The following is a 20,416-nucleotide window of genomic DNA, read 5'->3' on the forward strand; positions in this document are numbered from 1 at the left end:
TTTGCCACGTCTTGTTCATGGAACGGCCAAGCGCCGCAGCCCGTCCGCCATGGGACACCTCAGGACACCGGCCGCGTCGCACGCCTCCCGGCCGCCCCGGACACAGCTGTGGCCCGCCCCCCCCGGAGGGCGTACGAACCACGCGTCGGCGCACCGAAGCGCCGTGCGGCACCAGCGCGTACACGTCGGAAGCGCATGGATGCCGTAAGCATGTGCACGTCGGAAGCACAGGTATCGAAGCCCGCGCCTGCGCGCACCCGACGGCACGCCGGAGGGCGGCACCCGTCCACGACGGGATGCCGCCCTCCGAAGCGGTGGAGCCGAGGGCTACCGCTGCTCGGAGCCGCCGAGCTGGTGCACCCGGACCATGTTCGTGGTGCCGGGGATGCCGGGAGGCGAACCGGCCGTGATGACCATGGTGTCGCCCTCGTTGTAGCGGTTGAGCTTGAGCAGCTCGGCGTCGACCAGGTCGACCATCGCGTCCGTGGAGTCCACGTGCGGGACGACGTACGTCTCGACGCCCCAGCTCAGCGCGAGCTGGTTGCGGGTGCTCGGGTCCGTGGTGAACGCGAGGATCGGCTGGCACGTGCGGTAGCGCGAGAGGCGCCGGGCCGTGTCGCCGGACTGGGTGAAGGCGACGAGCGCCTTGCCGTCGAGGAAGTCCGCGATCTCGCAGGCGGCACGGGCCACCGAACCACCCTGCGTACGCGGCTTCTTGCCCGGCACCAGCGGCTGGAGGCCCTTGGACAGGAGCTCCTCCTCGGCCGCCTCGACGATCTTCGACATCGTCTTGACCGTCTCGATCGGGTACGCGCCCACCGAGGACTCGGCGGAGAGCATGACCGCGTCCGCGCCGTCCAGGATGGCGTTGGCGACGTCGGACGCCTCGGCGCGCGTCGGCCGCGAGTTGGTGATCATCGACTCCATCATCTGGGTCGCGACGATCACCGGCTTGGCGTTGCGGCGGCACAGCTCCACGAGGCGCTTCTGCACCATCGGGACCTTCTCCAGCGGGTACTCGACCGCGAGGTCGCCACGGGCCACCATGACACCGTCGAAGGCGGCAACGACGCCCTCCATGTTGGCGACCGCCTGCGGCTTCTCGACCTTGGCGATGACCGGCACGCGGCGGCCGACCTCGTCCATGACCTTGTGGACGTCCTTGACGTCGTCGGCGTCCCGGACGAAGGAGAGCGCGACCAGGTCGCAGCCCATGTTCAGGGCGAACCGCAGGTCCTCGATGTCCTTCTCGGACAGCGCCGGGACGTTCACCGCCGCGCCGGGCAGGTTGATGCCCTTGTGGTCGGAGATGACACCGCCCTCGATGACCATGGTCTTCACCCGGGGGCCGTCCACCGAGACGACCTTGAGCTCGACGTTGCCGTCGTTGATCAGGATCGGGTCGCCCTTGGCGACGTCGCCCGGCAGCCCCTTGTACGTGGTGCCGCAGATCGACTTGTCGCCGGGGACGTCCTCGGCGGTGATGGTGAACTCGTCACCCCGGACCAGCTCGACCGGGCCCTCGGCGAACTTGGCGAGGCGGATCTTGGGGCCCTGGAGGTCGGCGAGCACGCCCACCGCGCGGCCCGTCTCCTCGGCGGCCTTGCGGACCCGGTCGTACCGGGCCTGGTGCTCGGCCTGGGAGCCGTGGCTGAAGTTGAAGCGGGCCACGCTCATGCCGGCCTCGATCAGAGCGACAAGCTGCTCGTGAGAGTCGACGGCGGGGCCCAGGGTGCAGACGATTTTGGAACGGCGCATAAGGCGGATCCTATCGGTTTGTTTCGCTACGGAATATTCCGTCTGGTGGAATGTACAAATGGGCGGGATGACGCTCAGGTGTCGTCCAGGCAAACCGGAAATTCGGTCAGGAATTCGCCCCCGGTGTCACCAGCGCATACGTCTGCGAGGCGATTTCCAGCTCCTCGTCCGTCGGTACCACGGCCACCGCGACCCTGGCGTACTCCGGCGAGATCAGCCGCGCCGTGTCGGCCCGTACGGCGTTGAGCTCGCCGTCCACCGCGAGGCCCAGCTCCTCAAGACCCGCGATCGCGGCCTCGCGGACGGGGGCGGCGTTCTCGCCGACACCCGCCGTGAACGCGATCGCGTCAACCTTGCCGAGCACGGCGTAATAGGCGCCGATGTACTTCTTCAGACGGTGAATGTAGATGTCGAAGGCGAGTTGTGCCTTCTCGTCGCCCTCGTCGCAGCGGCGACGGATCTCCCGCATGTCATTGTCGCCGCACAGGCCCACCAGACCGCTCTTCTTGTTGAGCAGCGCGTCGATGTCGTCCGCCGACATTCCCGCGACCCGCTTGAGATGGAAGGTGACCGCCGGGTCGATGTCACCGGACCGGGTGCCCATGACCAGGCCCTCCAGGGGCGTGAGCCCCATCGAGGTGTCCACGCACCGGCCGCCGCGGACCGCCGAGGCGGAGGCGCCGTTGCCCAGGTGCAGCACGATCACGTTGACGTCCTCGGGCGCCTTGCCGAGCAGCCGTGCCGTCTCGCGCGACACGTACGCGTGCGAGGTGCCGTGGAAGCCGTAGCGCCGGATGCGGTGCGCGTCGGCCGTCGCCACGTCGATCGCGTACCGGGCCGCGGACTCCGGCATCGTCGTGTGGAACGCGGTGTCGAACACCGCGACCTGCGGCAGATCGGGGCGCAGCGCCCGGGCGGTGAGGATGCCGGTGATGTTCGCCGGGTTGTGCAGCGGGGCGACCGGCACCAGGCGCTCGATCTCCGCGAGCACCTCGTCGGTGATCACGGTCGGCGCGCTGAACTTGAGCCCGCCGTGCACCACCCGGTGGCCGATGGCCGCCAACTCGGGGGAATCCAGGCCGAGTCCGTCCACCGCGAGCTCCGCCGCGACCGCCTTGAGCGCGGCCGCGTGGTCGGCGATCGGGCCGTTCTGCTCACGGGCCTCGCCGCCGGTGACCAGCGGGGTGTGCTTGAGCCGGGAGGTCTCCTCGCCGATCCGCTCGACCAGGCCCACGGCCAGGCGTGAGGCGTCGCGCATGTCGAGGAGCTGGTACTTCACCGACGAGGACCCGGAGTTGAGCACGAGGACGCGGGTGCCCTGGTTGGCGGTGGTCATGCGGAGGCCTCCTGCCCCTGCGCCTGGGCCTGGATGGCCGTGATGGCGACGGTGTTGACGATGTCCTGGACGAGGGCGCCGCGCGAGAGGTCGTTGACCGGCTTGCGCAGACCCTGGAGCACCGGGCCCACGGCCACGGCGCCGGCCGAGCGCTGCACGGCCTTGTAGGTGTTGTTGCCGGTGTTGAGGTCCGGGAAGATCAGCACGGTCGCCTGTCCGGCGACCTCCGAGTCCGGCAGCTTGGTCGCCGCCACCGAGGGCTCCACGGCCGCGTCGTACTGGATCGGGCCCTCGATCCTCAGGTCGGGCCGCGCCGCCCGCACCAGCTTGGTGGCCTCGCGCACCTTGTCGACGTCCGCGCCCGAACCGGAGGTGCCCGTCGAGTACGAGAGCATCGCGATCCGCGGGTCCACGCCGAACTGCTGCGCGGTGGCGGCGGCCTGCACCGCGATGTCCGCGAGCTGCTCGGCGTCGGGGTCCGGGTTGACCGCGCAGTCGCCGTACACGAGCACCTTGTCGGCGAGGCACATGAAGAAGACCGAGGAGACGATCGAGGCCTCCGGCTTCGTCTTGATGATCTCGAAGGCGGGGCGGATGGTGGCCGCGGTGGAGTGCACCGAGCCCGACACCATGCCGTCGGCCAGGCCCTCCTGGACCATCAGCGTGCCGAAGTAGTTCACGTCCGCGACCACGTCGTACGCCAGCTCCACGGTCACGCCCTTGTGGGCGCGCAGCTGCGCGTAGCGCTCGGCGAACGGCTGGCGCAGCTCGGAGGTCGCCGGGTCGATGATCTGGCACTTGGTGACGTCGATGCCGAGGTCGGCGGCCTTCTTGCGGATGGCCTCCACGTCTCCGAGCAGTGTCAGCTCGCACACGTTCCGGCGCAGCAGCACGTCGGCCGCGCGCAGCACCCGGTCCTCGCTGCCCTCGGGCAGCACGACCCGGCGCCGGTGGGCGCGGGCCTGCTCCAGGAGCACGTGCTCGAACATCATCGGGGTGACCCGGCCGCTGCGGGCCACCGAGACCCGGCGCAGCAGGTCGGCGGTGTCCACGTGCCGCTCGAAGAGGCCGAGCGCGGTCTCCGCCTTGCGGGGGGTCGCCGCGTTCAACTTCCCTTCCAGGGCGAAGAGTTCCTGCGCGGTGGGGAAGGAGCCGTGGCTGACCGCGACCACGGGGGTGCCCGGCGCGAGCCGGTCGGCCAGGGTCAGGATCGCCTCGCCCGGCCGCTCGTCGAGGGTGAGCAGCACGCCCGCGATCGGCGGGGTGCCGGCGCTGTGCGCGGCGAGCGAGCCGACGACCAGGTCCGCGCGGTCGCCCGGGGTCACGACCAGACAGCCCGGGGTCAGCGCGTTCAGGAAGTTCGGCAGCATGGCGCCGCCGAAGACGAAGTCGAGGGCGTCGCGCGCGAGCCCCGCGTCGTCGCCGAGCAGCACCGTGCCGTCCAGGGCCGCGGTGATCTGCGCGACCGTGGGCGCCGAGAGCGCGGGCTCGTCCGGCAGGACGTAGCAGGGCACGGGCAGCCGGGCCGCCAGGCGCTCCTCGATCTCGTGCCGGTCGGCCGGGGCGACCCGGTTGACCACCATGGCCAGCACATCGCAGCCGAGCCCGTCGTAGGCCCGGTAGGCGTTGCGCGCCTCGGCCCGTACGGACTCGGCGATCTGGCCCTTGCCGCCGACCACGGGTATCACCGAGGCGCCGAACTCGTTGGCGAGCCGGGCGTTGAGCGCCAGCTCGTCGGGGAGCTGGGTGTCGGCGAAGTCGGTGCCGAGGACCAGGACGACCTCGTAGTCGCGGGCGACCCGGTGGAAGCGGTCGACGAGCCGTGAGACCAGTTCGTCGGTACCCTGCTCCGCCTGGAGCGCGGACGCCTCGTGGTAGTCCATCCCGTACACCGTGGCGGCGTCCTGCGCCAGCCGGTAGCGGGCGCGGAGCAGATCGAACAGGCGGTCCGGTCCGTCGTGCACCAGGGGGCGGAAGACGCCCACCCGGTCCACCTGGCGGGTCAGGAGCTCCATGACTCCCAGCTCGATGACCTGGCGGCCGTCTCCCCGGTCGATCCCGGTCACGTACACGCTGCGCGTCACGCGTGCTCTCCCGTTCTGCATCGCAGGAAATTGTCCATATAGGGCGGTCTTGCCCCCTTGACAATACCTCTGCCAATGGATAGGACGCCCGCCGGACGAAAGGCCCGGCGGAAGGGTCGGAAGACCCGCCCCCCATGATGGTCGGAGTAGCAGGACGGGCGGGTGGCCCAGGGTGCGTGGGACAATCTGAATTGCTCACGTTACGGGGGATTAGGGCGTGACCTCCCAGCACCAGCGAAGCAGGAGATTGACCACGATGCGCATCGGAGTTCTCACCGCAGGCGGCGACTGCCCCGGCCTGAACGCAGTGATCCGGTCGGTCGTGCACCGAGCCGTGGTCGGTCACGGCGATGAAGTCATCGGATTCGAGGACGGGTTCAAGGGCCTGCTCGACGGCCACTTCCGCCCGCTCGACCTCAACGCGGTGAGCGGCATCCTGGCCCGCGGCGGCACCATCCTCGGCTCGGCCCGCCTGGAGCGCGACCGGCTGCGCGAAGCGTCCGAGAACTGCGCCGAGTTGACCAGGCGCTACGGCATCGACGCGCTCATCCCGATCGGCGGCGAGGGCACGCTCACCGCGGCCCGCATGCTGTCCGACGCGGGCATGCCCGTGGTCGGCGTACCCAAGACCATCGACAACGACATCTCCGCCACCGACCGCACCTTCGGCTTCGACACCGCGGTCGGCGTCGCCACCGAGGCCATCGACCGGCTCAAGACGACCGCCGAGTCGCACCAGCGCGTGATGGTCGTCGAGGTCATGGGACGGCACGCGGGCTGGATCGCCCTGGAGTCCGGCATGGCCGGCGGCGCCCACGGCATCTGCCTGCCCGAGCGGCCCTTCCAGGTCGACGACCTGGTCAAGATGGTCGAGGAGCGCTTCGCGCGCGGCAAGAAGTTCGCGGTCGTCTGCGTCGCCGAGGGCGCGCACCCCGCCGACGGCTCGATGCCGTACGAGAAGGGCGCGATCGACCAGTACGGCCACGAGCGCTTCGCCGGCATCGGCAACCGGCTCGCCGTCGAACTGGAGCGCCGCCTGGGCAAGGAGGCCCGCCCGGTCATCCTCGGCCACGTCCAGCGCGGCGGCGTCCCGACCGCCTACGACCGCGTCCTGGCGACCCGCTTCGGCTGGCACGCGGTGGAGGCCGTGCACCGCGGCGAGTTCGGCAACATGACGGCACTGCGCGGCACCGACATCGTGATGGCCCCGCTGGCCCACGCGGTGACGACCCTGAAGACGGTCCCGGACAGCCGCATGTACGAGGCCGAGTCGGTTTTCTAGCGGACGAAGCGGGACCGTGGCCCCCTTTTCCGGGGGCCGAAGGTCCCGGAAGAGGCGCGGGGCCGGCACTTCTGTGCGGCTCCGCCGCGTGGGCGGCGACCAGCCGCGGCGAACCCGCGGACAAATCCGGCCCCGCCGGTGGAGCTACCCGTGAGCCAGCTCCCAGAACCGGTCGACGATGCGGTCGAGGAAGTCCCGCCCCGCGTCCCCGGTGTCGTTGTCCGCGCCCCAGTTCAACGTGGCGACCATGTGCGACTGGTACTCGCTGTGGAGCTGGTCGAGCACCCCCTCCACATGCTGCTTGGAGAGCGGGAGCAGCTTCGCCGTCGGCTTGACGTACGCCTGCCAGCGCGTCGTCACCGCGCCGCGCAGCAGCTCGGCCAGGTCCTCGTTCTGGCCGGTGGCCGTCACGTAGTCGCGCAGCGACAGCTGGAGCAGATCGGCCAGCGCCGCCGACTGGCGTTCGTTGCCGCGCCAGCGCCCCGCGTCCTCCATCCGCCGGTACGCCCCGACGTCGAGCCCGACCCGGCGGGCCATGTCCTCCAGGGTCAGGCCGCGGGCGAGGCGGTGCTCGCGCAGGGTGGAGGCGGCCGCCATGAGATCGCCGGGGGAGCACCACAGGACACCGGCGAGTGCGGTCAGCTCCCGTGCCTCGGGCGCCGCGAGCCCCCGCTCCCACGCCATCACGGTGTCCGGTGACACCAGCAGGCCGTACTGGGCGCGCATGCCGTAGGCGACGTGGCCGGGGGCCATGCCCAGGGCCTCTCGCAGTCGGCGGGCCGCGAGGGCATTGAAGGGTGGGGTGGGGTGCACGCGCACACCGTAGGACGGTAAGTGACATCTGCCTACGGTGTGTTCCACCAAAGAAGGTGAATTGGAGGAAAGTACGGTTTTGGTGGCGTCCGTGTTACCTAAGGGTTCGGTAAGCGTGTGCTCGCCCACGCTAACCCTTCACGCCGCCGGCCAGGGCGAAACCTCCGCCGAGCCGCCGTGCGATCAGGACGTACAGCAGCAGCACCGGCGTGGAGTACAGGATCGAGAAGGCGGCGAGCTGGCCGTAGACCACCGAGCCGTAGTTCCCGAAGAACGTGAAGATCGAGACCGAGGCGGGCAACCGGTCGGGGGAGAGCAGCAGCATGAAGGGGACGAAGAAGTTCCCCCACAGCATGATGAAGGTGTAGACCGTCACCACCGTCACTCCCGGCCCCATCAGCGGCAGCACCACCCGCACCAGGGTCTGCGGCATGGACGCCCCGTCCGTCCAGGCCGCCTCCTCCAGGGCGAGCGGCACACCGTCCATGAAGTTCTTCATCAGCCAGATGGCGAACGGGAGTTGGGAGGTGGCGAGGAACAGGGCGGTGCCGTACGTCGTGTCGACGAGGTTCACCTGCACGAAGAGCCCGTACACCGGAACCATCACCGCCGTGATCGGCAGGCACGTCGTGAACAGGACCGTGAGCAGGTACGGGCGGGTCAGCCGGGAGCGGTAGCGCGAGAGCGGGTAGGCCGCGAGCGCCGCGCACACCACCGTGAGAAGCGTCGAACTCCCGCACAGGACAAGGCTGTTGAGCATGGGTGTGAACGTGATGTCGGGGGTCAGGACGGCCGAGAAGTTGTCCGGTGTCACCGAGCCGGGGACGCGTACCCGCAGATCGGCCTGGGTGTCGACGGAGGCGAGCAGCAGCCACAGCAGCGGCACCGCGAAGGCGGCCGCCACCGCCAGCAGGGCCAGGTCGGCGGCGAGCCGCTGCCGGGCACGGCGGCGCACCCGCCCCGTGCGGCCCGGCCCGCGGCCACGGGTCGCCGGTCCGCGGCCACCAGCGGCCGGCCCGCTGGCACGGGTGGCCGGCCCGCGTCCCTCGCGGGCCGTCACGCGTCCACCTTCATCAGCCGCAGATAGACCACCGAGAACAGCGAGCCGACCAGGAGCAGCAGCAGGGCCACCGCCGTGCCGTAGCCGATCAGGCTCTTCAGGAACGCCTGGTCGTACATGAACACCGGCAGCGTCCGGCTGCGGTCGCCCGGCCCGCCCCGGGTCATCGCCCAGATGAGGCCGAAGACCGACAGCGTCTGGAGGGTGTTGAGCATCAGGTTGGTGCCGATGGAGCGGCGGATCATCGGCAGGGTGATGTGCCAGAACCGGCGCACCCCGCCCGCCCCGTCGACCTCCGCCGCCTCCTCGATGTCGCGCGGGATCTCGGCGAGCGCGGCCGAGTAGATCAGCATCGAGAACGCGGTCCCGCGCCACACGTTGGCGAAGGACACCGCGAGGATCGGCAGCGTGAACAGCCAGTTCTGGGTGGGCAGATGGAGCCATGCGAGGACCGCGTTCAGCGTTCCCTCGCGCCGGAAGAAGGCGTAGAGCAGGAAGGCCGCCACGATCTCCGGCAGCACCCAGGCCGTGATCACCAGCGCCCCCGTCGCCGTCCGCACCGGGCGCGAGGCCCGCCGCATCAGGGCCGCGAGCGCCAGGCCGAGCGTGTTCTGGCCGACCAGCGAGGACAGGACGGTGAAGACGAGGGTGAGCCAGACGGCGTTGCGGAACGCCGGGTCGGCGAACGCCCGCCGGAAGTTGGCGAGGCCGACGAAATCGACCGTCGACGATCCGGTCAACTGCATGTCGGTGAAGGCGATGTAGATGCAGTAGCCGATCGGCCCGGCGAGGAAGAGCAGCAGGAGCAGGGTCGCGGGAGCGATCGGCAGCCAGCGCACCACACGGGCCCGCGGTCCGCCCCGCGCCGGTGCGAAGGCGCTCAACTCGCCCCCTGGACGATGGACTTGAGCTGGTCGTCGTAGGTCTTCGCGGCAGCGGCCGCCGAGCCGCCGGTCGTGACCGACTCCATCGCCTCGCCGATCGCCGTCGACACCTGCGGATACACCGGGAGCGCGGGCCGGTAGTGGGTGTGGGGGACGAGGCCGGTGAAGAAGGTGATGCCGGGCATGGAGTGCAGATACGTGGGATCGGCGGCGACGTCCGTGCGGACCGCGATCTGGGCGTCCGCCACGTCCCACTTCACCGCGTTCCGCGTCGTCTGCAGGGTCTTGACGAAGTCGAAGGCGAGGGCGGGATTGGCCGCCTTCGCGGGGATCGCCCAGGTCCAGCCGCCCGACATCGACACCTTGCCCGGCGCCTGGCCGTACTGGGTCGGCATCGCCGCCTGGCCCAGCGTGGTCGACCAGGCGGGCCACTCCTTGGGTCCCTTGTCGATCCAGTTCTGGCCGAGCCAGGAGCCGTCGAGGGCGATGGCCAGCTTGCCGTTCGGCATCCAGTCGGTGGCCAGGTGCGTGCCCACATTGGGGTCGAGGGCGTCGGAGGGATCGGGCCCGAGCTTCTCCGCGTACACCGTCCGTACGAAGTCGAGGGCGTCCTTGAAGCCCTGGGTGCCCGAGACCCACTTCTTGGCCGCCGGGTCGTACAGCGGGTTCGCGCCGGTCCCGTACAGGAGCATCTCCAGGCCCTGCATGGCGGATGCCTCGCCGCCCGCCTTGCCCGTGTACACGTTGAGCGGGATGACGCCGGGCACCTTCTCCTTGACCGTGCGGGCGGCGTCCAGGAGCTCCGCCCAGTTCCTCGGCTGCCAGTTCGCGGGCAGGCCCGCCTTCGCGAAGATCTGCTTGTTGAACCACAGGCCCCGGGTGTCGGTGCCGTCCGGCACCCCGTAGGTCCTGCCGTCCTCGGCCTTCGCCGCCGCCTTCGCGGTGTCGACGAAGTGGCTCCACTGGTCCCAGCCGGCGAGATAGTCGTCCAGCGGGCGCAGATAGCCCGCCCCGATGTCGGCGTTGATGCGGAACGTGTCCTCGTACACCAGGTCCGGGGCGGTCTTCGGGGAGCGCATCATCTGCTGCACCTTGGCCGCGTAGTCGTTGTCGGCGGCCTGGATCGGCACGAGCTCGGCCTTCTTGCCGGGATGGGCCTGCTCGAACTGCTTCTTGACGTCCTCCAGGAATGCGTCCTTGAAGCGGATCTTGTTGTCGGTGGAGCGGTTGTACGCGATCTTCACGGTGTCGGCGTCGCTGCCGGAGCCGCCGCAGCCGGCGAGCGCTCCGGCGGCGAGGGCGGCGGCGAGGATCAGGGAGAGCCGGTGTCCCCGGGCCGCTCGGCGCGGGCGGGACACGGGGGCTGCGGCGGGGGCGGTGGGGCGCACGGGCACGACCTCCTCGGGCCGGGCGTGCGGCCATGGCCACGGCCGCACTTGGCTGCCCGGTGAACGTAAGGGCGCCCGCGGACAAGGTCAACCCCGCGCCCACCCTGGCTGACAACCTTGTCAACCACCGTGCGGGCGCGTGGAGTTGAGCCAGCGGTACTGCAACTCGGGCCGGCCGATCTGGCCGTACTGGGGCGTGCGCTCGGCGCGGCCGGTGGTGACCAGATGTTCCAGATAGCGGCGTGCGGTGATCCGCGAGATGCCGACCGCGAGGCCCGCCTCCGTCGCGGTCACGCCTTGCGGCGCCTCGCGCAACGTGCGGGTGACCGCCTGGAGCGTGGGCGCGCTCAGCCCCTTGGGGAGCGCGGAGGGCTGCGGGGCGCGCAGCGCGGCCAGCGCCCGGTCGACCTCCTCCTGCCCGCTCGCCTCCCCGGCCGCCGCCCGGAACTCGGCGTACCGCACGAGCCGGTCGCGCAGGGTCGGGAACGTGAACGGCTTCAGGACGTACTGCACGACCCCGAGCGAGACGCCCTCGCGCACCATCGTCAGGTCCCGCGCCGAGGTCACCGCCACCACATCGGCGCCGTGCCCGGCCGCCCGCAGCGACCGTACGAGCTGGAGGCCGTGCCCGTCCGGCAGATACAGGTCGAGCAGCAGCAGGTCCACCTCGGTCCGCTCCAGCGCGCGCAGCGCCTCGGCCCGGGAGTGCGCGACCGCGACCGGGGTGAAGCCGGGGACCCGGCCCACATAGAGCCGGTGTGCCTCGGCGGCGACGGGATCGTCCTCGACGACCAGGACCCGGATCATGCGCGTACTCCCTGCTGTATGGGCAGCCGCACGGTGAACTCGGCTCCGCCGTAAGGACTTTGGTCGAGTGCGATGGTGCCGCCGTGCCGGGCCGCGGTGAGCCGCACCAGGGCGAGGCCGAGGCCGCGCCCCGGGCTCTTCGTCGACCACCCCCGCTCGAACACGGCCTCGGCGGCGGCCGGGTCGACGCCGGGCCCGCTGTCCGCGACCCGCACCACGAGGGAGCCGTCCTCGGTGGTGAGCGTGACGGCGACCTCGGCGGCGGCGCTGCCCTGTGCCGCGTCCACCGCGTTGTCCAGGAGGTTGCCGAGGACGGTCACCAGGTCGCGGGCGGGCAGCGAGTCCGGCAGGAGGCCGTCCCCGATCGCGCTGCCCTCGGTGAGGACCAGCTCCACGCCGTGCTCGTTGGCCTGCGCCGCCTTGCCGAGGAGCAGTGCGGCCAGCACCGGTTCGCCGACCGCGGTGACCACCTGATCGGTGAGTGCCTGGGCCAGCTCCAGCTCGGCGGTCGCGAACTCGACGGCGTCCTCGACGCGGTCCAGCTCGATCAGCGAGACCACGGTGTGCAGCCGGTTCGCGGCCTCGTGCGCCTGCGCCCGCAGCGCCTGGGTGAAACCGCGCTCGGAGTCCAACTCGCCCGACAGCGCCTGGAGTTCGGTGTGGTCGCGCAGGGTCACCACGGTGCCGCGCTGCCCGCCGGAGGAGACCGGCCGGGTGTTCAGGACCACGATCCGGTCGGCCGTCATGTGCACCTCGTCCACGCGCGGTTCGGAGGCCAGCAGCGCCCCGGCGAGGGCGGCGGGCAGGCCCAGTTCGGCGACCGGGCGGCCCACCGCGTCCTCGCCGAGCCCGAGCAGCTCGCGCCCGCCGTCGTTGATCAGCGCGATCCGCCGCCGCCCGTCCAGCATCAGGAGCCCCTCGCGCACGGCGTGCAGGGTGGCCTGGTGGTAGTCGTGCATGCGGCTGAGCTCGGCCGCGTTCATGCCGTGCGTGTGCCGCCGCAGCCGCGCGTTGATCACGTACGTGCCGAGGCCGCCGAGCGCGAGCGCGCCGCCCGCCATGCCGGCCAGCGCCACCAGTTGCTTGCGCACCTGCTCGCTGATGCGGTCGATGGTGATGCCCGCGCTGACGAGCGCGGTGATCCGGCCATGATCATCGGGGTCGCGCACCGGCGTCACGACCCGTACGGACGGGCCGAGCACGCCCATGTGCGTCTCGGTGAACGTCTCGCCGCGCAGCGCGGGGGCGGTGTCGCCGAGGTAGGTCCGGCCGATCTCGCCCGGCACGGGATGCGTCCAGCGGGTGCCGTCCGGCGCCATCACGACGACGAAGTCGACGCCGGTCGTGGTGACCAGGGTCTGTGCGTACGGCTGGAGGGCGGCCGTGGGGTCCTTGGTGCGGGCCGCCTCGATCACCGAGGGCGAGGCGGCGACCGAGGTCGCGGTCGCGACCGCCTGCCGGCGCGCGGTCTCCTCGGCCTGGCGGCGGTCGGCCAGGTACGAGAAGAGCGCGCACCCCGCCACGATCGCGGCGACCAGGACCACCTGCATGGCGAAGAGCTGGCCGGCGAGCGAACGGGGTCGGGGGAGACGCATCCGGTCAGTGTGCTGGCTGGATCCGCATGAACGAAATGCACGTAAGGGTGACCGGCGTCACAGTCTGCTGGATAGTCGCGGGGATCGCTGAAGGGCCATCGGGACATGGCCGCAGCCGCAACGGAGCCGCAACGAAGGAGAATCCCGTGGCAGAGCCAGCCGCCCCCGCCCGCCGGGAACGGACCCACTACCTCTACCTGGCCGTGATCGGCGCGGTGATCCTCGGCATCGTCGTGGGCTTCGCGGCGCCCGGGGTCGCCGTCGAGCTGAAGCCGATCGGCACCGGGTTCGTGAACCTGATCAAGATGATGATCTCGCCCATCATCTTCTGCACGATCGTGCTCGGCGTCGGCTCGGTGCGCAAGGCCGCCAAGGTCGGTGCCGTGGGCGGCCTCGCGCTCGGCTACTTCCTCGTCATGTCGACCGTGGCCCTCGCCATCGGCCTGGTCGTCGGCAACATCCTGGAGCCCGGCTCCGGCCTCCATCTGACGGAGGCCGCCCGGCACGCCGGGGCCAAGCAGGCCGCCGGGGCCAGCGAGTCGACCGCCGACTTCCTGCTCTCGATCATCCCCAGGACGATGGTGTCCGCCTTCACCGAGGGCCAGGTCCTCCAGACCCTCCTGATCGCCCTGCTCGCCGGCTTCGCGCTCCAGGCGCTCGGCTCGGCCGGACAGCCGGTGCTGCGCGGCATCGAGCACATCCAGCGGCTCGTCTTCCGCATCCTGGCGATGGTGATGTGGGTGGCGCCCATCGGTGCGTTCGGCGCGATCGCCGGGGTGGTCGGGGAGACCGGTGTGGACGCGCTGAAGGCCCTCGCCGTCATCATGATCGGCTTCTACGTCACCTGCGCCCTCTTCGTGTTCGTGGTGCTCGGCGCGATCCTGAAGCTGATGACCGGCGTGAACATCTTCGGCCTCCTGAAGTACCTGGCCAGGGAGTTCCTGCTGATCCTGTCCACGTCCTCGTCCGAGTCCGCGCTGCCGCGGCTCATCGCGAAGATGGAGCACTTGGGCGTGAGCCGCTCGGTGGCCGGCATCACGGTGCCGACCGGGTACTCGTTCAACCTCGACGGCACCGCGATCTATCTGACGATGTCCTCGCTGTTCATCGCGAACGCGATGGGCAAGCCGCTGGGCGCGAGCGAGCAGATCTCGCTGCTGCTCTTCATGATCATCGCCTCGAAGGGCGCGGCCGGCGTGACGGGCGCGGGCCTGGCCACCCTGGCCGGCGGCCTCCAGTCCCACCGCCCCGAACTGGTCGACGGCGTCGGCCTGATCGTCGGCATCGACCGCTTCATGAGCGAGGCGCGGGCGCTGACCAACTTCGCGGGCAACGCGGTGGCCTGTGTCCTGGTCGGCACCTGGACCAAGGAGATCGACAAGGCCAGGGTCGCGGAGGTCCTCGCGGGCCGCCTGCCCTTCGACGAGCGGATGCTGACGGCGGGCGAACCCGAGGTTCCGGAACAGCGCGAGGACCCGAAGCCGGCTTCCCCCACGGCCAGTTCACCGGTGCCCAACTGAGGAAGACTGATCGCGGATGCCCAATAACCGCTCAAGGATGCCTAGTTGAGGATGTTGACCGCGCGGGCCACCACGAGCACGACGGTCAGCAGGGAAACGGCCGACTGCACCATCATCAGCATCTTCGCCCACCGGTTCAGCGGCATCACATCGGTCGGGCTGAACGCGGTGGCGTTGGTGAACGAGAGATACAGGTAGTCCGGGAAGGCCGGTTCCCAGTGGGGCGGGGCCAGTTCGGGGCTCTGCATCTGCGGGAACAGGAAGTCGGGGTAGATCCGGGTCGCCCGCATCCGGGCGACCGGACCGCCCCGGTCCCACTCCCAGTACCAGAGCGCGAACACGATCACATTGGTCAGCCAGATGCCGCCGCCCGTCACCAGCAGGGCGGCGGCGTCGTGGCCCTCCTGCCCCCGCACGAGCCCGACCACGAGCCGCACCGCCGACCAGCCGTTGGCCGCGCTGATGCAGGCGATGAGTACGAGCCCCGCGACCCGGTACAGCCGCGAGGCCCGCTCGATGCGCAAGGGGTTGGCCGCGATGAGCGCGGCGATGAGCGCGACCTCCAGCGCGGGCAGCAGCCACCCCGGGTGAATGGTCAGCCGCTCGGGCAGTGTCCATTGCAGGGCGACGGCGACGAGCACGGCCACCGCGGAGGCCCACCGCGACTCCCCCCGGGTGGCCCGCTGCCAGGCGGGCACCGGCGGGTGCGCGGGATGGTGCGGTGTGCCCTGCCCGGGTCCGTGCGCCGGGTCGTGCCCGGACTCGTCGTGCGGTACGTGCGTCACGGGTGCCATGCTGCCGCCCCGGCTGGGGCGGGGGCGAACCGGGGGTCATCCGTTCGGCTCGGGCGCGTACTCGTACTGCACCTCGTACAGATGCCCCGCCTTGACCAGCACGCCGACCTCGACAGCACGCTCGTTGTCGCCGTACACGATGCGCAGGGTGCGGAGCACGGGGAGATTGCCGGGCAGCCGGAGGGTGCGGCACTGCTGTTGCGTGGGCATCCGGGCCGAGACCCGGTCGACGCTGAGGCGGGCTGGGTGGCCCAGTTCGATGAGCAACGTCGGGCTGCCGCCCTTGATGCGGCGTCGCTCGGCCAGCGGGGTACCTGCCGCGATCTCCAAGGGGTAATAGGAGGAGACGAGTTCGGCGGGCTCGTCGTCGACGGTGAGCAGTTGGCGGCGCAGTATCGCCGTGCCGTCGGCGGGCAGGCCCAGGGCTGCGCGCACATCCGGCGGCGGAACCACTTCCGCGACCTCCAACAGGCGCGAAGCGGCCTGAGTGCCGTGCTGGGCAATCTCGGTCAGCCAGGGGTACGCCCCGCCGGAGCGGGCGGGGATGAGGGAGGGCGCGGGGCGAATCGTCCGTTGGCGATGTTCTCGTACGGTGACCGCCGCCCCGGCGCGCCCGATCACCAGGCCTTCGCTCTTGAGGAGTTGGAGAGCCTTCTGCACGGTCGCGCTCGACGCGCCGAAGCGCTCCTTGAGTCGCACGGTCGACGGGAGGGCGCCGCCCGGCGTCAGTTCGCCGCTCATGATGTCGTCGCGGAGATCGGCCGCGATCCTCTCGTGGAGGGAGCGGGAGTCGTGCGCGTCCGGCTCGGAGGCGGCCCTGTTCATCCGATCCTGATCTCGTAGCGCAGGCGCTGAAGGTGGGCGGGCATGGTCATCATGTCGACCTGGAAGGGCCGGTCGTCCGCGTCGAGGGTGGTGCGTACGATCCGCAGGACGGGCTGGCCGGCAGTGAGCCGGAGCACCTCATGAGCCTCGTCGTCGGGTAGCGCCGCGATGACGTCCTCGCGGACCCGGACGCCGGTGTGCCCGAGCTCGGCAAGCAGTCGCACTGCGCCACCGCGGATCTTGGCGGTGCCGGCGAGAGCGGTGCCGCGGGCGATCTCCAACGGGTAGTAGCTGTCGGTCAGTTCGCACGGCAGCTCATCGAGGTACATCACCCTGCGCCGTACCGCGACCATCATCCCTTCGGGCCCAGCGAAGGCCGCCGCGACCTCGGCCGGGGCGGCCACCTCCCCGGCGCGCACGATGCGCTGACGCCCGGTGCCGCCCCGGGCCGCCGCCTCGGCACCCCAGGCATCGGCCGCGGACTGGCGGTGCGGCGCCAGATACGGCATCGAGCTGCTGACCCACTCACCGACACCCATGGAGTCCTCCCGCACATGCTGACTGCTGACCGTTCCGCTGCCTACGTTAGCGACACACAGGGCGTGACGCCCTGACTCAACCTTGCTGCTTTTTGCGAATAGCGCTACGTTCTCGTCATCATACGGCGCCGGACCAAGGTGGTGGTGCATCGTGCCCCAACCCGAGCAGGAGCGATCGACGGACGAGTCCGAGGAGAGCCCCGGCGCTTTGGCGGCGAGACTGCTCCCCTGGGCAAGCGCGGATGGCAAGCCGTGCTACCTCAGCACCGATGGGCACGGATACGTGGCTCGGGTGGCCGATCGGATGGAGGCCGTGCAGCTGGGCACGGCGCGCGAAGTACTCAACTGCGCTGCCCCGTTGATTACGGCCCCCTTGGTGACCGTCGTCGAACTGCGATTCGCCGCCGCCCGTCTCTCGGAGTGCCTCCGTGACGCTCTGCGCATCGCGGAGAGTCGCGGTGGGCGGCTGGCTGTGCGGCCCCGCGAGTAGGGGTGACCGGCTTGCCCGGGCCGGAAGGGCGGGCCGGCCCCGGCTCGCCGCGGGGTGAACCGGAGCCGGAGAGCAGGGCCGGGGCTCAGTTGCCCAGGGCCTTCACCGCCTGGTAGTACGTCCAGGCCGTCGCGTCGCACGAGGCCTTCTTCGCGGTGCCGTACGCGGTGCAGACGCGCTTGAGGTCCTCGTACAGGGCGCTGTCCACGCGGGCCTTGTTCGCGGGGAACTGGCCCGCCGCCTTGTAGTTGCGGTAGCCGAAGTCGTGGCGGGCGCAGGACAGTTTGAAGGGGAAGCCGAAGGGGTTGTCGGGGGACTTGGAGCAGTAGTCCGTCGACCAGTCGAAGCCGTACGCGGCCCAGCGGGACTGGTCGTTGTGGGCGGCCTGCCAGGCGGCGGAGCTGGCCGCGCTGGTCTGCGTGAAGGAGGCGAGCACCTGCGCCCTGTCGGCCGGGGCGGCCTGGACCGGGGCGGTGGCGAGCGCGGCGAGGGCGAGTGCCGCGGTCGCGGTCATGCTCAGGGTGGTAAGACGGCGCATCCTGAACCTCCGTGGGGGGAGCGGTAGGTGACGTACCGTCACTCTCGCCCCACGGGCCCGGCAAGGGCTACGGGCTTGCTGAAGAAGCCCCGAAAGATTTCCGGGGCCGTCGTCTGCCGGCCATCGGCCGGGTGTCGGCCGTCCGGCTGTCGGTTCGAGCGCCGAGCGCCGATGGCCGGCTACCGGTGCGAGCGCCGAGGGCCGGCTACCGGCTCAGCGCGGCCGCCACGATCTCGGCCGTGCGGTCCGCCGGGACGCCCGCCGAGAGGAGGAGGGTCGTCGCGGCCGAGCGGCCCGCCTCCGCCGCGGGCAGGGCGCCCTCGTTGACCGCCTCCATCAGGCCGAACAGGGACTGCTCGTGCACGTAGGCGAGCGCCGCGGGTGGCAGGGGAGAGGTGAACACCCCTGCGCGCAGGCCGAGTCGGAGCAGATCCACGCACTCCTTGCGGACCGGGGCGAGGCGCAGCTTGATGCCGGCCATGGTGACGCTGCGCTGGGCCAGGGCGACCAGGAGCCGATACCGGTCGGCGATTTCCCAGACCGCGAGGGTGGCCCGGGCGAGCGCCTCGGCCGGGTCGGTGATGCCCTCCCGCCCCTCGCGGTGCGCGTCCGCGACGGTCTCCGCCGCCTCGTCCACCAGCGCCGCGATCAGTGCGTCCCGGCTCGGGAAGTGCCCGTACACCGTACGCCGCACGACCCCCGCCGCGCGGGCGATCTGGTCCATCGACGCGTCCGGGTCGCGGAGCAGCTCGGCGAACGCCACCTCCATGATGCGGCGGCGGTTCGCGTCGGCGCGGCCCCCCGAGGGGGCGGCAGGGGTTGCTGTCACGCCCCCATTTTGCACAGCGCCGTGCAGGGGCGTAAATTGCACATCGCTGTGTAATTGCACAGTGATGTGCAAGTAGTCGATGTGGATCTTCCCCAAGGGGGCCCCGGGGACGACAGGTCCCGGGGAAGCAAGACCGAGGAAGGGTGAGACACCGTGGGTCTCGTCATCAACCAGCCCGTCGAGAAGATGGGAGCGCCCTACCGGCGACGCTGGTGGGCGCTGCTCGTGCTCTGCCTCAGCCTGCTGATCATCGTGATGGCCAACACCGCCCTCACGGTCGCCGCCCCCGACATGACCAAGGACCTGGGGCTCAGCAGCTCCGACCTGCAATGGGTCATCGACGGCTACACCGTCCCGTACGCCGCCCTGATGCTGCTGCTCGGCGCGATCGGAGACAAGTACAGCCGGCGCGGTGCGCTCGTGCTCGGCCTGCTCGTCTTCGCGGGCGCGTCCGTGGCGGGCTCGCTCGTCGACAGCTCGACCGGTGTCATCGCGTCCCGCGCCGTCATGGGCGTCGGTGCCGCGCTGATCATGCCCGCGACCCTGTCGCTGCTCGCCTCCACCTTCCCGCGCGCCGAGCGCGCCAAGGCCATCCTGCTGTGGACCGCGACCGCCGGAATCGCCATCGCCGCCGGGCCGTTGGTGGCGGGCGCGCTCCTGGAGAACCACGGCTGGGCCTCGACGTTCCTGATCAACGTGCCGATCGCACTGCTCGCGGTCGTCGGCGCGTTCGTCCTCGTACCGCCGTCGAAGGCCGCCCACCACGACCGCATCGACTACGTCGGCGGCCTGCTCTCGGTCGTCTCCGTCGGCGCGCTCGTCTACATGATCATCCAGGGACCGCACTTCGGCTGGGACATCAAGGCGATCGGCGCCGCCGTCGTCGCCGGGCTGGGCTTCCTCGTCTTCGTCCTGTGGGAGCTGCGCCACCCGCGCCCCGTCCTGGACGTACGCCGCTTCGCGCACCGCATGTTCTCCGGCTCGCTGCTCGCCGTCGCGCTGTTCTTCCTCGCGGTGTTCGGCGCGTTCTACTACCTCACCCAGCACCTCCAGTTCGTGCTCGGCTACACCCCGCTGGAGACCGGCATCCGCATGCTGCCGCTGGCCGGCGCGGTCTTCGTGGGCTCCGCGCTCACCGGGTTCCTGACCCCGCGGCTCGGCATGAAGGTCACCGTCACGGCCGGGATGGTCGCCGGGACCGTCGCGCTCGCCCTGCTCACCCGCGTCGACTCCGGCTCCGGGTACGGCGACTTCCTCGCGCCGCTGATCATCCTGGGCGTCGCGATCGGGCTCGCCCTCTCGCCCTGCACCGACGCGATCATGGGCGCGTTCCCGGAGGCCGAACTCGGCGTCGGCGGCGCGGTCAACGACACCTCGCTCGAACTCGGCGGCTCGCTCGGCATCGCCATCCTCGGCTCGGTGCTCGCCAAGTCGTACTCCTCGCACCTCGCGGACGCGACCGCCGGCACGAAGCTGCCCGCGTCCGCCCTCGCCACCGCCCAGGACTCCGTCGGCGCCGGTTACGCCGTCGCCCAGGGCATCGGCGACCAGGCCAAGCAGCTCGGCGCCCAGGCGCTGCACGCGGGCTCCCCGCAGCAGGCGGCCCAGCTCAAGGCGCAGGCCGAGCAACTCGCGGCGGGCGCCCAGCAGATGAGCCACGCGGTCGGCTCCGCGTTCTCCGACGCGGTCGCCCGCACCAGCCTCATCGGGGCGGTCATCCTGGGTGTGGGAACCGTCCTGGTCGCCGTCCTCCTGCCGCGCCGCGACAAGAGCGCCGAAGCCCCGGAAGGCCAGGCCGCGGACGGCTCCGAGCGCGAGCCCCTGTCGGTCTGAGCGCGAGCCCTGGCGGTCTGAGCGGCCCCGCGGTCGGCGTG

Annotated in this window: 17 protein-coding genes; 3 read left to right on the forward strand and 14 right to left on the reverse strand. The window is 71.1% G+C overall.

Translation table 11 applies throughout. From position 1 onward, the window contains the following. Positions 1–327: 327 nt before the first annotated feature. The 3 genes from pyk to pta all read right to left on the reverse strand — a co-directional run bounded on the left by pyk (position 328) and on the right by pta (position 5,178). Positions 328–1,758 (reverse strand): pyruvate kinase, encoded by a 1,431-nt coding sequence (gene pyk / locus ACFYNP_RS27065; protein ID WP_388411863.1) that lies wholly within the window; start codon positions 1,756–1,758, stop codon positions 328–330. Positions 1,759–1,864: 106 nt separating this feature from the next. Beyond that, entirely contained in the window at positions 1,865–3,094 is a 1,230-nt protein-coding gene (locus ACFYNP_RS27070) for an acetate kinase (RefSeq protein WP_388788928.1), read from the reverse strand. Continuing rightward, complete coding sequence (gene pta, locus ACFYNP_RS27075) at positions 3,091–5,178, reverse strand: phosphate acetyltransferase (RefSeq protein ID WP_388788930.1); 2,088 nt, start codon at positions 5,176–5,178, stop codon at positions 3,091–3,093. The genes ACFYNP_RS27070 and pta overlap by 4 nt, the downstream gene beginning before the upstream one ends. 256 nt (positions 5,179–5,434) lie before the next feature. Between pta and ACFYNP_RS27080 the strand changes: the two genes are divergently transcribed. Continuing rightward, on the forward strand, positions 5,435–6,460 hold the full coding sequence (locus ACFYNP_RS27080; protein WP_388411869.1) for an ATP-dependent 6-phosphofructokinase: 1,026 nt from the start codon (positions 5,435–5,437) through the stop codon (positions 6,458–6,460). Positions 6,461–6,604: 144 nt separating this feature from the next. Here ACFYNP_RS27080 and ACFYNP_RS27085 read toward each other — a convergent pair whose 3' ends face one another. From ACFYNP_RS27085 to ACFYNP_RS27110, 6 genes are all read right to left on the reverse strand, one after another. Next, positions 6,605–7,279: a helix-turn-helix domain-containing protein gene (locus ACFYNP_RS27085; RefSeq protein ID WP_388411871.1), complete on the reverse strand. Its 675-nt coding sequence runs from the start codon at positions 7,277–7,279 to the stop codon at positions 6,605–6,607. 124 nt (positions 7,280–7,403) lie between these two features. Further along, positions 7,404–8,228, reverse strand: a complete 825-nt coding sequence (locus ACFYNP_RS27090) for a carbohydrate ABC transporter permease (protein WP_388411873.1) — start codon at positions 8,226–8,228, stop codon at positions 7,404–7,406. 101 nt (positions 8,229–8,329) lie between these two features. Then, positions 8,330–9,217 carry a carbohydrate ABC transporter permease gene (locus tag ACFYNP_RS27095; RefSeq protein WP_388788933.1) on the reverse strand — a complete coding sequence of 296 codons (888 nt, stop codon included), beginning with the start codon at positions 9,215–9,217 and terminating at the stop codon, positions 8,330–8,332. Further along, positions 9,214–10,605: an extracellular solute-binding protein gene (locus tag ACFYNP_RS27100; protein ID WP_388788936.1), complete on the reverse strand. Its 1,392-nt coding sequence runs from the start codon at positions 10,603–10,605 to the stop codon at positions 9,214–9,216. Before ACFYNP_RS27100 ends, ACFYNP_RS27095 begins: the two co-directional genes overlap by 4 nt. A 120-nt stretch (positions 10,606–10,725) precedes the next feature. Beyond that, positions 10,726–11,412, reverse strand: a complete 687-nt coding sequence (locus tag ACFYNP_RS27105) for a response regulator (protein WP_388411879.1) — start codon at positions 11,410–11,412, stop codon at positions 10,726–10,728. Next, positions 11,409–13,007 (reverse strand): ATP-binding protein, encoded by a 1,599-nt coding sequence (locus tag ACFYNP_RS27110; RefSeq protein ID WP_388788938.1) that lies wholly within the window; start codon positions 13,005–13,007, stop codon positions 11,409–11,411. The genes ACFYNP_RS27105 and ACFYNP_RS27110 overlap by 4 nt, the downstream gene beginning before the upstream one ends. A gap of 146 nt (positions 13,008–13,153) precedes the next feature. Between ACFYNP_RS27110 and ACFYNP_RS27115 the strand changes: the two genes are divergently transcribed. Next, positions 13,154–14,527: a cation:dicarboxylate symporter family transporter gene (locus tag ACFYNP_RS27115; RefSeq protein WP_388788941.1), complete on the forward strand. Its 1,374-nt coding sequence runs from the start codon at positions 13,154–13,156 to the stop codon at positions 14,525–14,527. Positions 14,528–14,568: 41 nt separating this feature from the next. Here ACFYNP_RS27115 and ACFYNP_RS27120 read toward each other — a convergent pair whose 3' ends face one another. The 5 genes from ACFYNP_RS27120 to ACFYNP_RS27140 all read right to left on the reverse strand — a co-directional run bounded on the left by ACFYNP_RS27120 (position 14,569) and on the right by ACFYNP_RS27140 (position 18,482). Next, the gene (locus ACFYNP_RS27120; protein ID WP_388411886.1) at positions 14,569–15,312 is read right to left on the reverse strand and encodes a hypothetical protein; all 744 of its coding nucleotides are present in this window, start codon (positions 15,310–15,312) and stop codon (positions 14,569–14,571) included. 45 nt (positions 15,313–15,357) lie between these two features. After that, positions 15,358–16,146, reverse strand: a complete 789-nt coding sequence (locus ACFYNP_RS27125) for a GntR family transcriptional regulator (RefSeq protein ID WP_388788944.1) — start codon at positions 16,144–16,146, stop codon at positions 15,358–15,360. Beyond that, positions 16,143–16,685 carry a UTRA domain-containing protein gene (locus ACFYNP_RS27130; protein ID WP_388411890.1) on the reverse strand — a complete coding sequence of 181 codons (543 nt, stop codon included), beginning with the start codon at positions 16,683–16,685 and terminating at the stop codon, positions 16,143–16,145. Before ACFYNP_RS27130 ends, ACFYNP_RS27125 begins: the two co-directional genes overlap by 4 nt. 575 nt (positions 16,686–17,260) lie before the next feature. Continuing rightward, positions 17,261–17,713, reverse strand: a complete 453-nt coding sequence (locus ACFYNP_RS27135) for a phospholipase (RefSeq protein ID WP_388788946.1) — start codon at positions 17,711–17,713, stop codon at positions 17,261–17,263. Between the two features lie 205 nt (positions 17,714–17,918). Then, on the reverse strand, positions 17,919–18,482 hold the full coding sequence (locus ACFYNP_RS27140; RefSeq protein ID WP_388412374.1) for a TetR/AcrR family transcriptional regulator: 564 nt from the start codon (positions 18,480–18,482) through the stop codon (positions 17,919–17,921). Positions 18,483–18,728: 246 nt separating this feature from the next. Here ACFYNP_RS27140 and ACFYNP_RS27145 point away from each other — a divergent pair, with 246 nt between their 5' ends. Continuing rightward, a complete protein-coding gene (locus ACFYNP_RS27145) occupies positions 18,729–20,375 on the forward strand; it encodes an MFS transporter (protein WP_388789063.1) in 1,647 nt (548 codons plus the stop codon). Positions 20,376–20,416 lie beyond the last annotated feature (41 nt).

Source organism: Streptomyces sp. NPDC006691, from assembly GCF_042869955.1.
GTDB lineage: Bacteria > Actinomycetota > Actinomycetes > Streptomycetales > Streptomycetaceae > Streptomyces.

Excerpts from the sequence above, each read along its gene's own strand:
- pyk (WP_388411863.1), bottom strand. The coding sequence starts at position 1,758 with ATGCGCCGTTCCAAAATCGTCTGCACCCTGGGCCCCGCCGTCGACTCT.
- ACFYNP_RS27070 (WP_388788928.1), bottom strand. The coding sequence starts at position 3,094 with ATGACCACCGCCAACCAGGGCACCCGCGTCCTCGTGCTCAACTCCGGG.
- ACFYNP_RS27080 (WP_388411869.1), top strand. The coding sequence starts at position 5,435 with ATGCGCATCGGAGTTCTCACCGCAGGCGGCGACTGCCCCGGCCTGAAC.
- ACFYNP_RS27105 (WP_388411879.1), bottom strand. The coding sequence starts at position 11,412 with ATGATCCGGGTCCTGGTCGTCGAGGACGATCCCGTCGCCGCCGAGGCA.
- ACFYNP_RS27110 (WP_388788938.1), bottom strand. The coding sequence starts at position 13,007 with ATGCGTCTCCCCCGACCCCGTTCGCTCGCCGGCCAGCTCTTCGCCATG.
- ACFYNP_RS27125 (WP_388788944.1), bottom strand. The coding sequence starts at position 16,146 with ATGAACAGGGCCGCCTCCGAGCCGGACGCGCACGACTCCCGCTCCCTC.
- ACFYNP_RS27130 (WP_388411890.1), bottom strand. The coding sequence starts at position 16,685 with ATGGGTGTCGGTGAGTGGGTCAGCAGCTCGATGCCGTATCTGGCGCCG.
- ACFYNP_RS27135 (WP_388788946.1), bottom strand. The coding sequence starts at position 17,713 with ATGCGCCGTCTTACCACCCTGAGCATGACCGCGACCGCGGCACTCGCC.
- ACFYNP_RS27140 (WP_388412374.1), bottom strand. The coding sequence starts at position 18,482 with ATGGAGGTGGCGTTCGCCGAGCTGCTCCGCGACCCGGACGCGTCGATG.
- ACFYNP_RS27145 (WP_388789063.1), top strand. The coding sequence starts at position 18,729 with ATGGGAGCGCCCTACCGGCGACGCTGGTGGGCGCTGCTCGTGCTCTGC.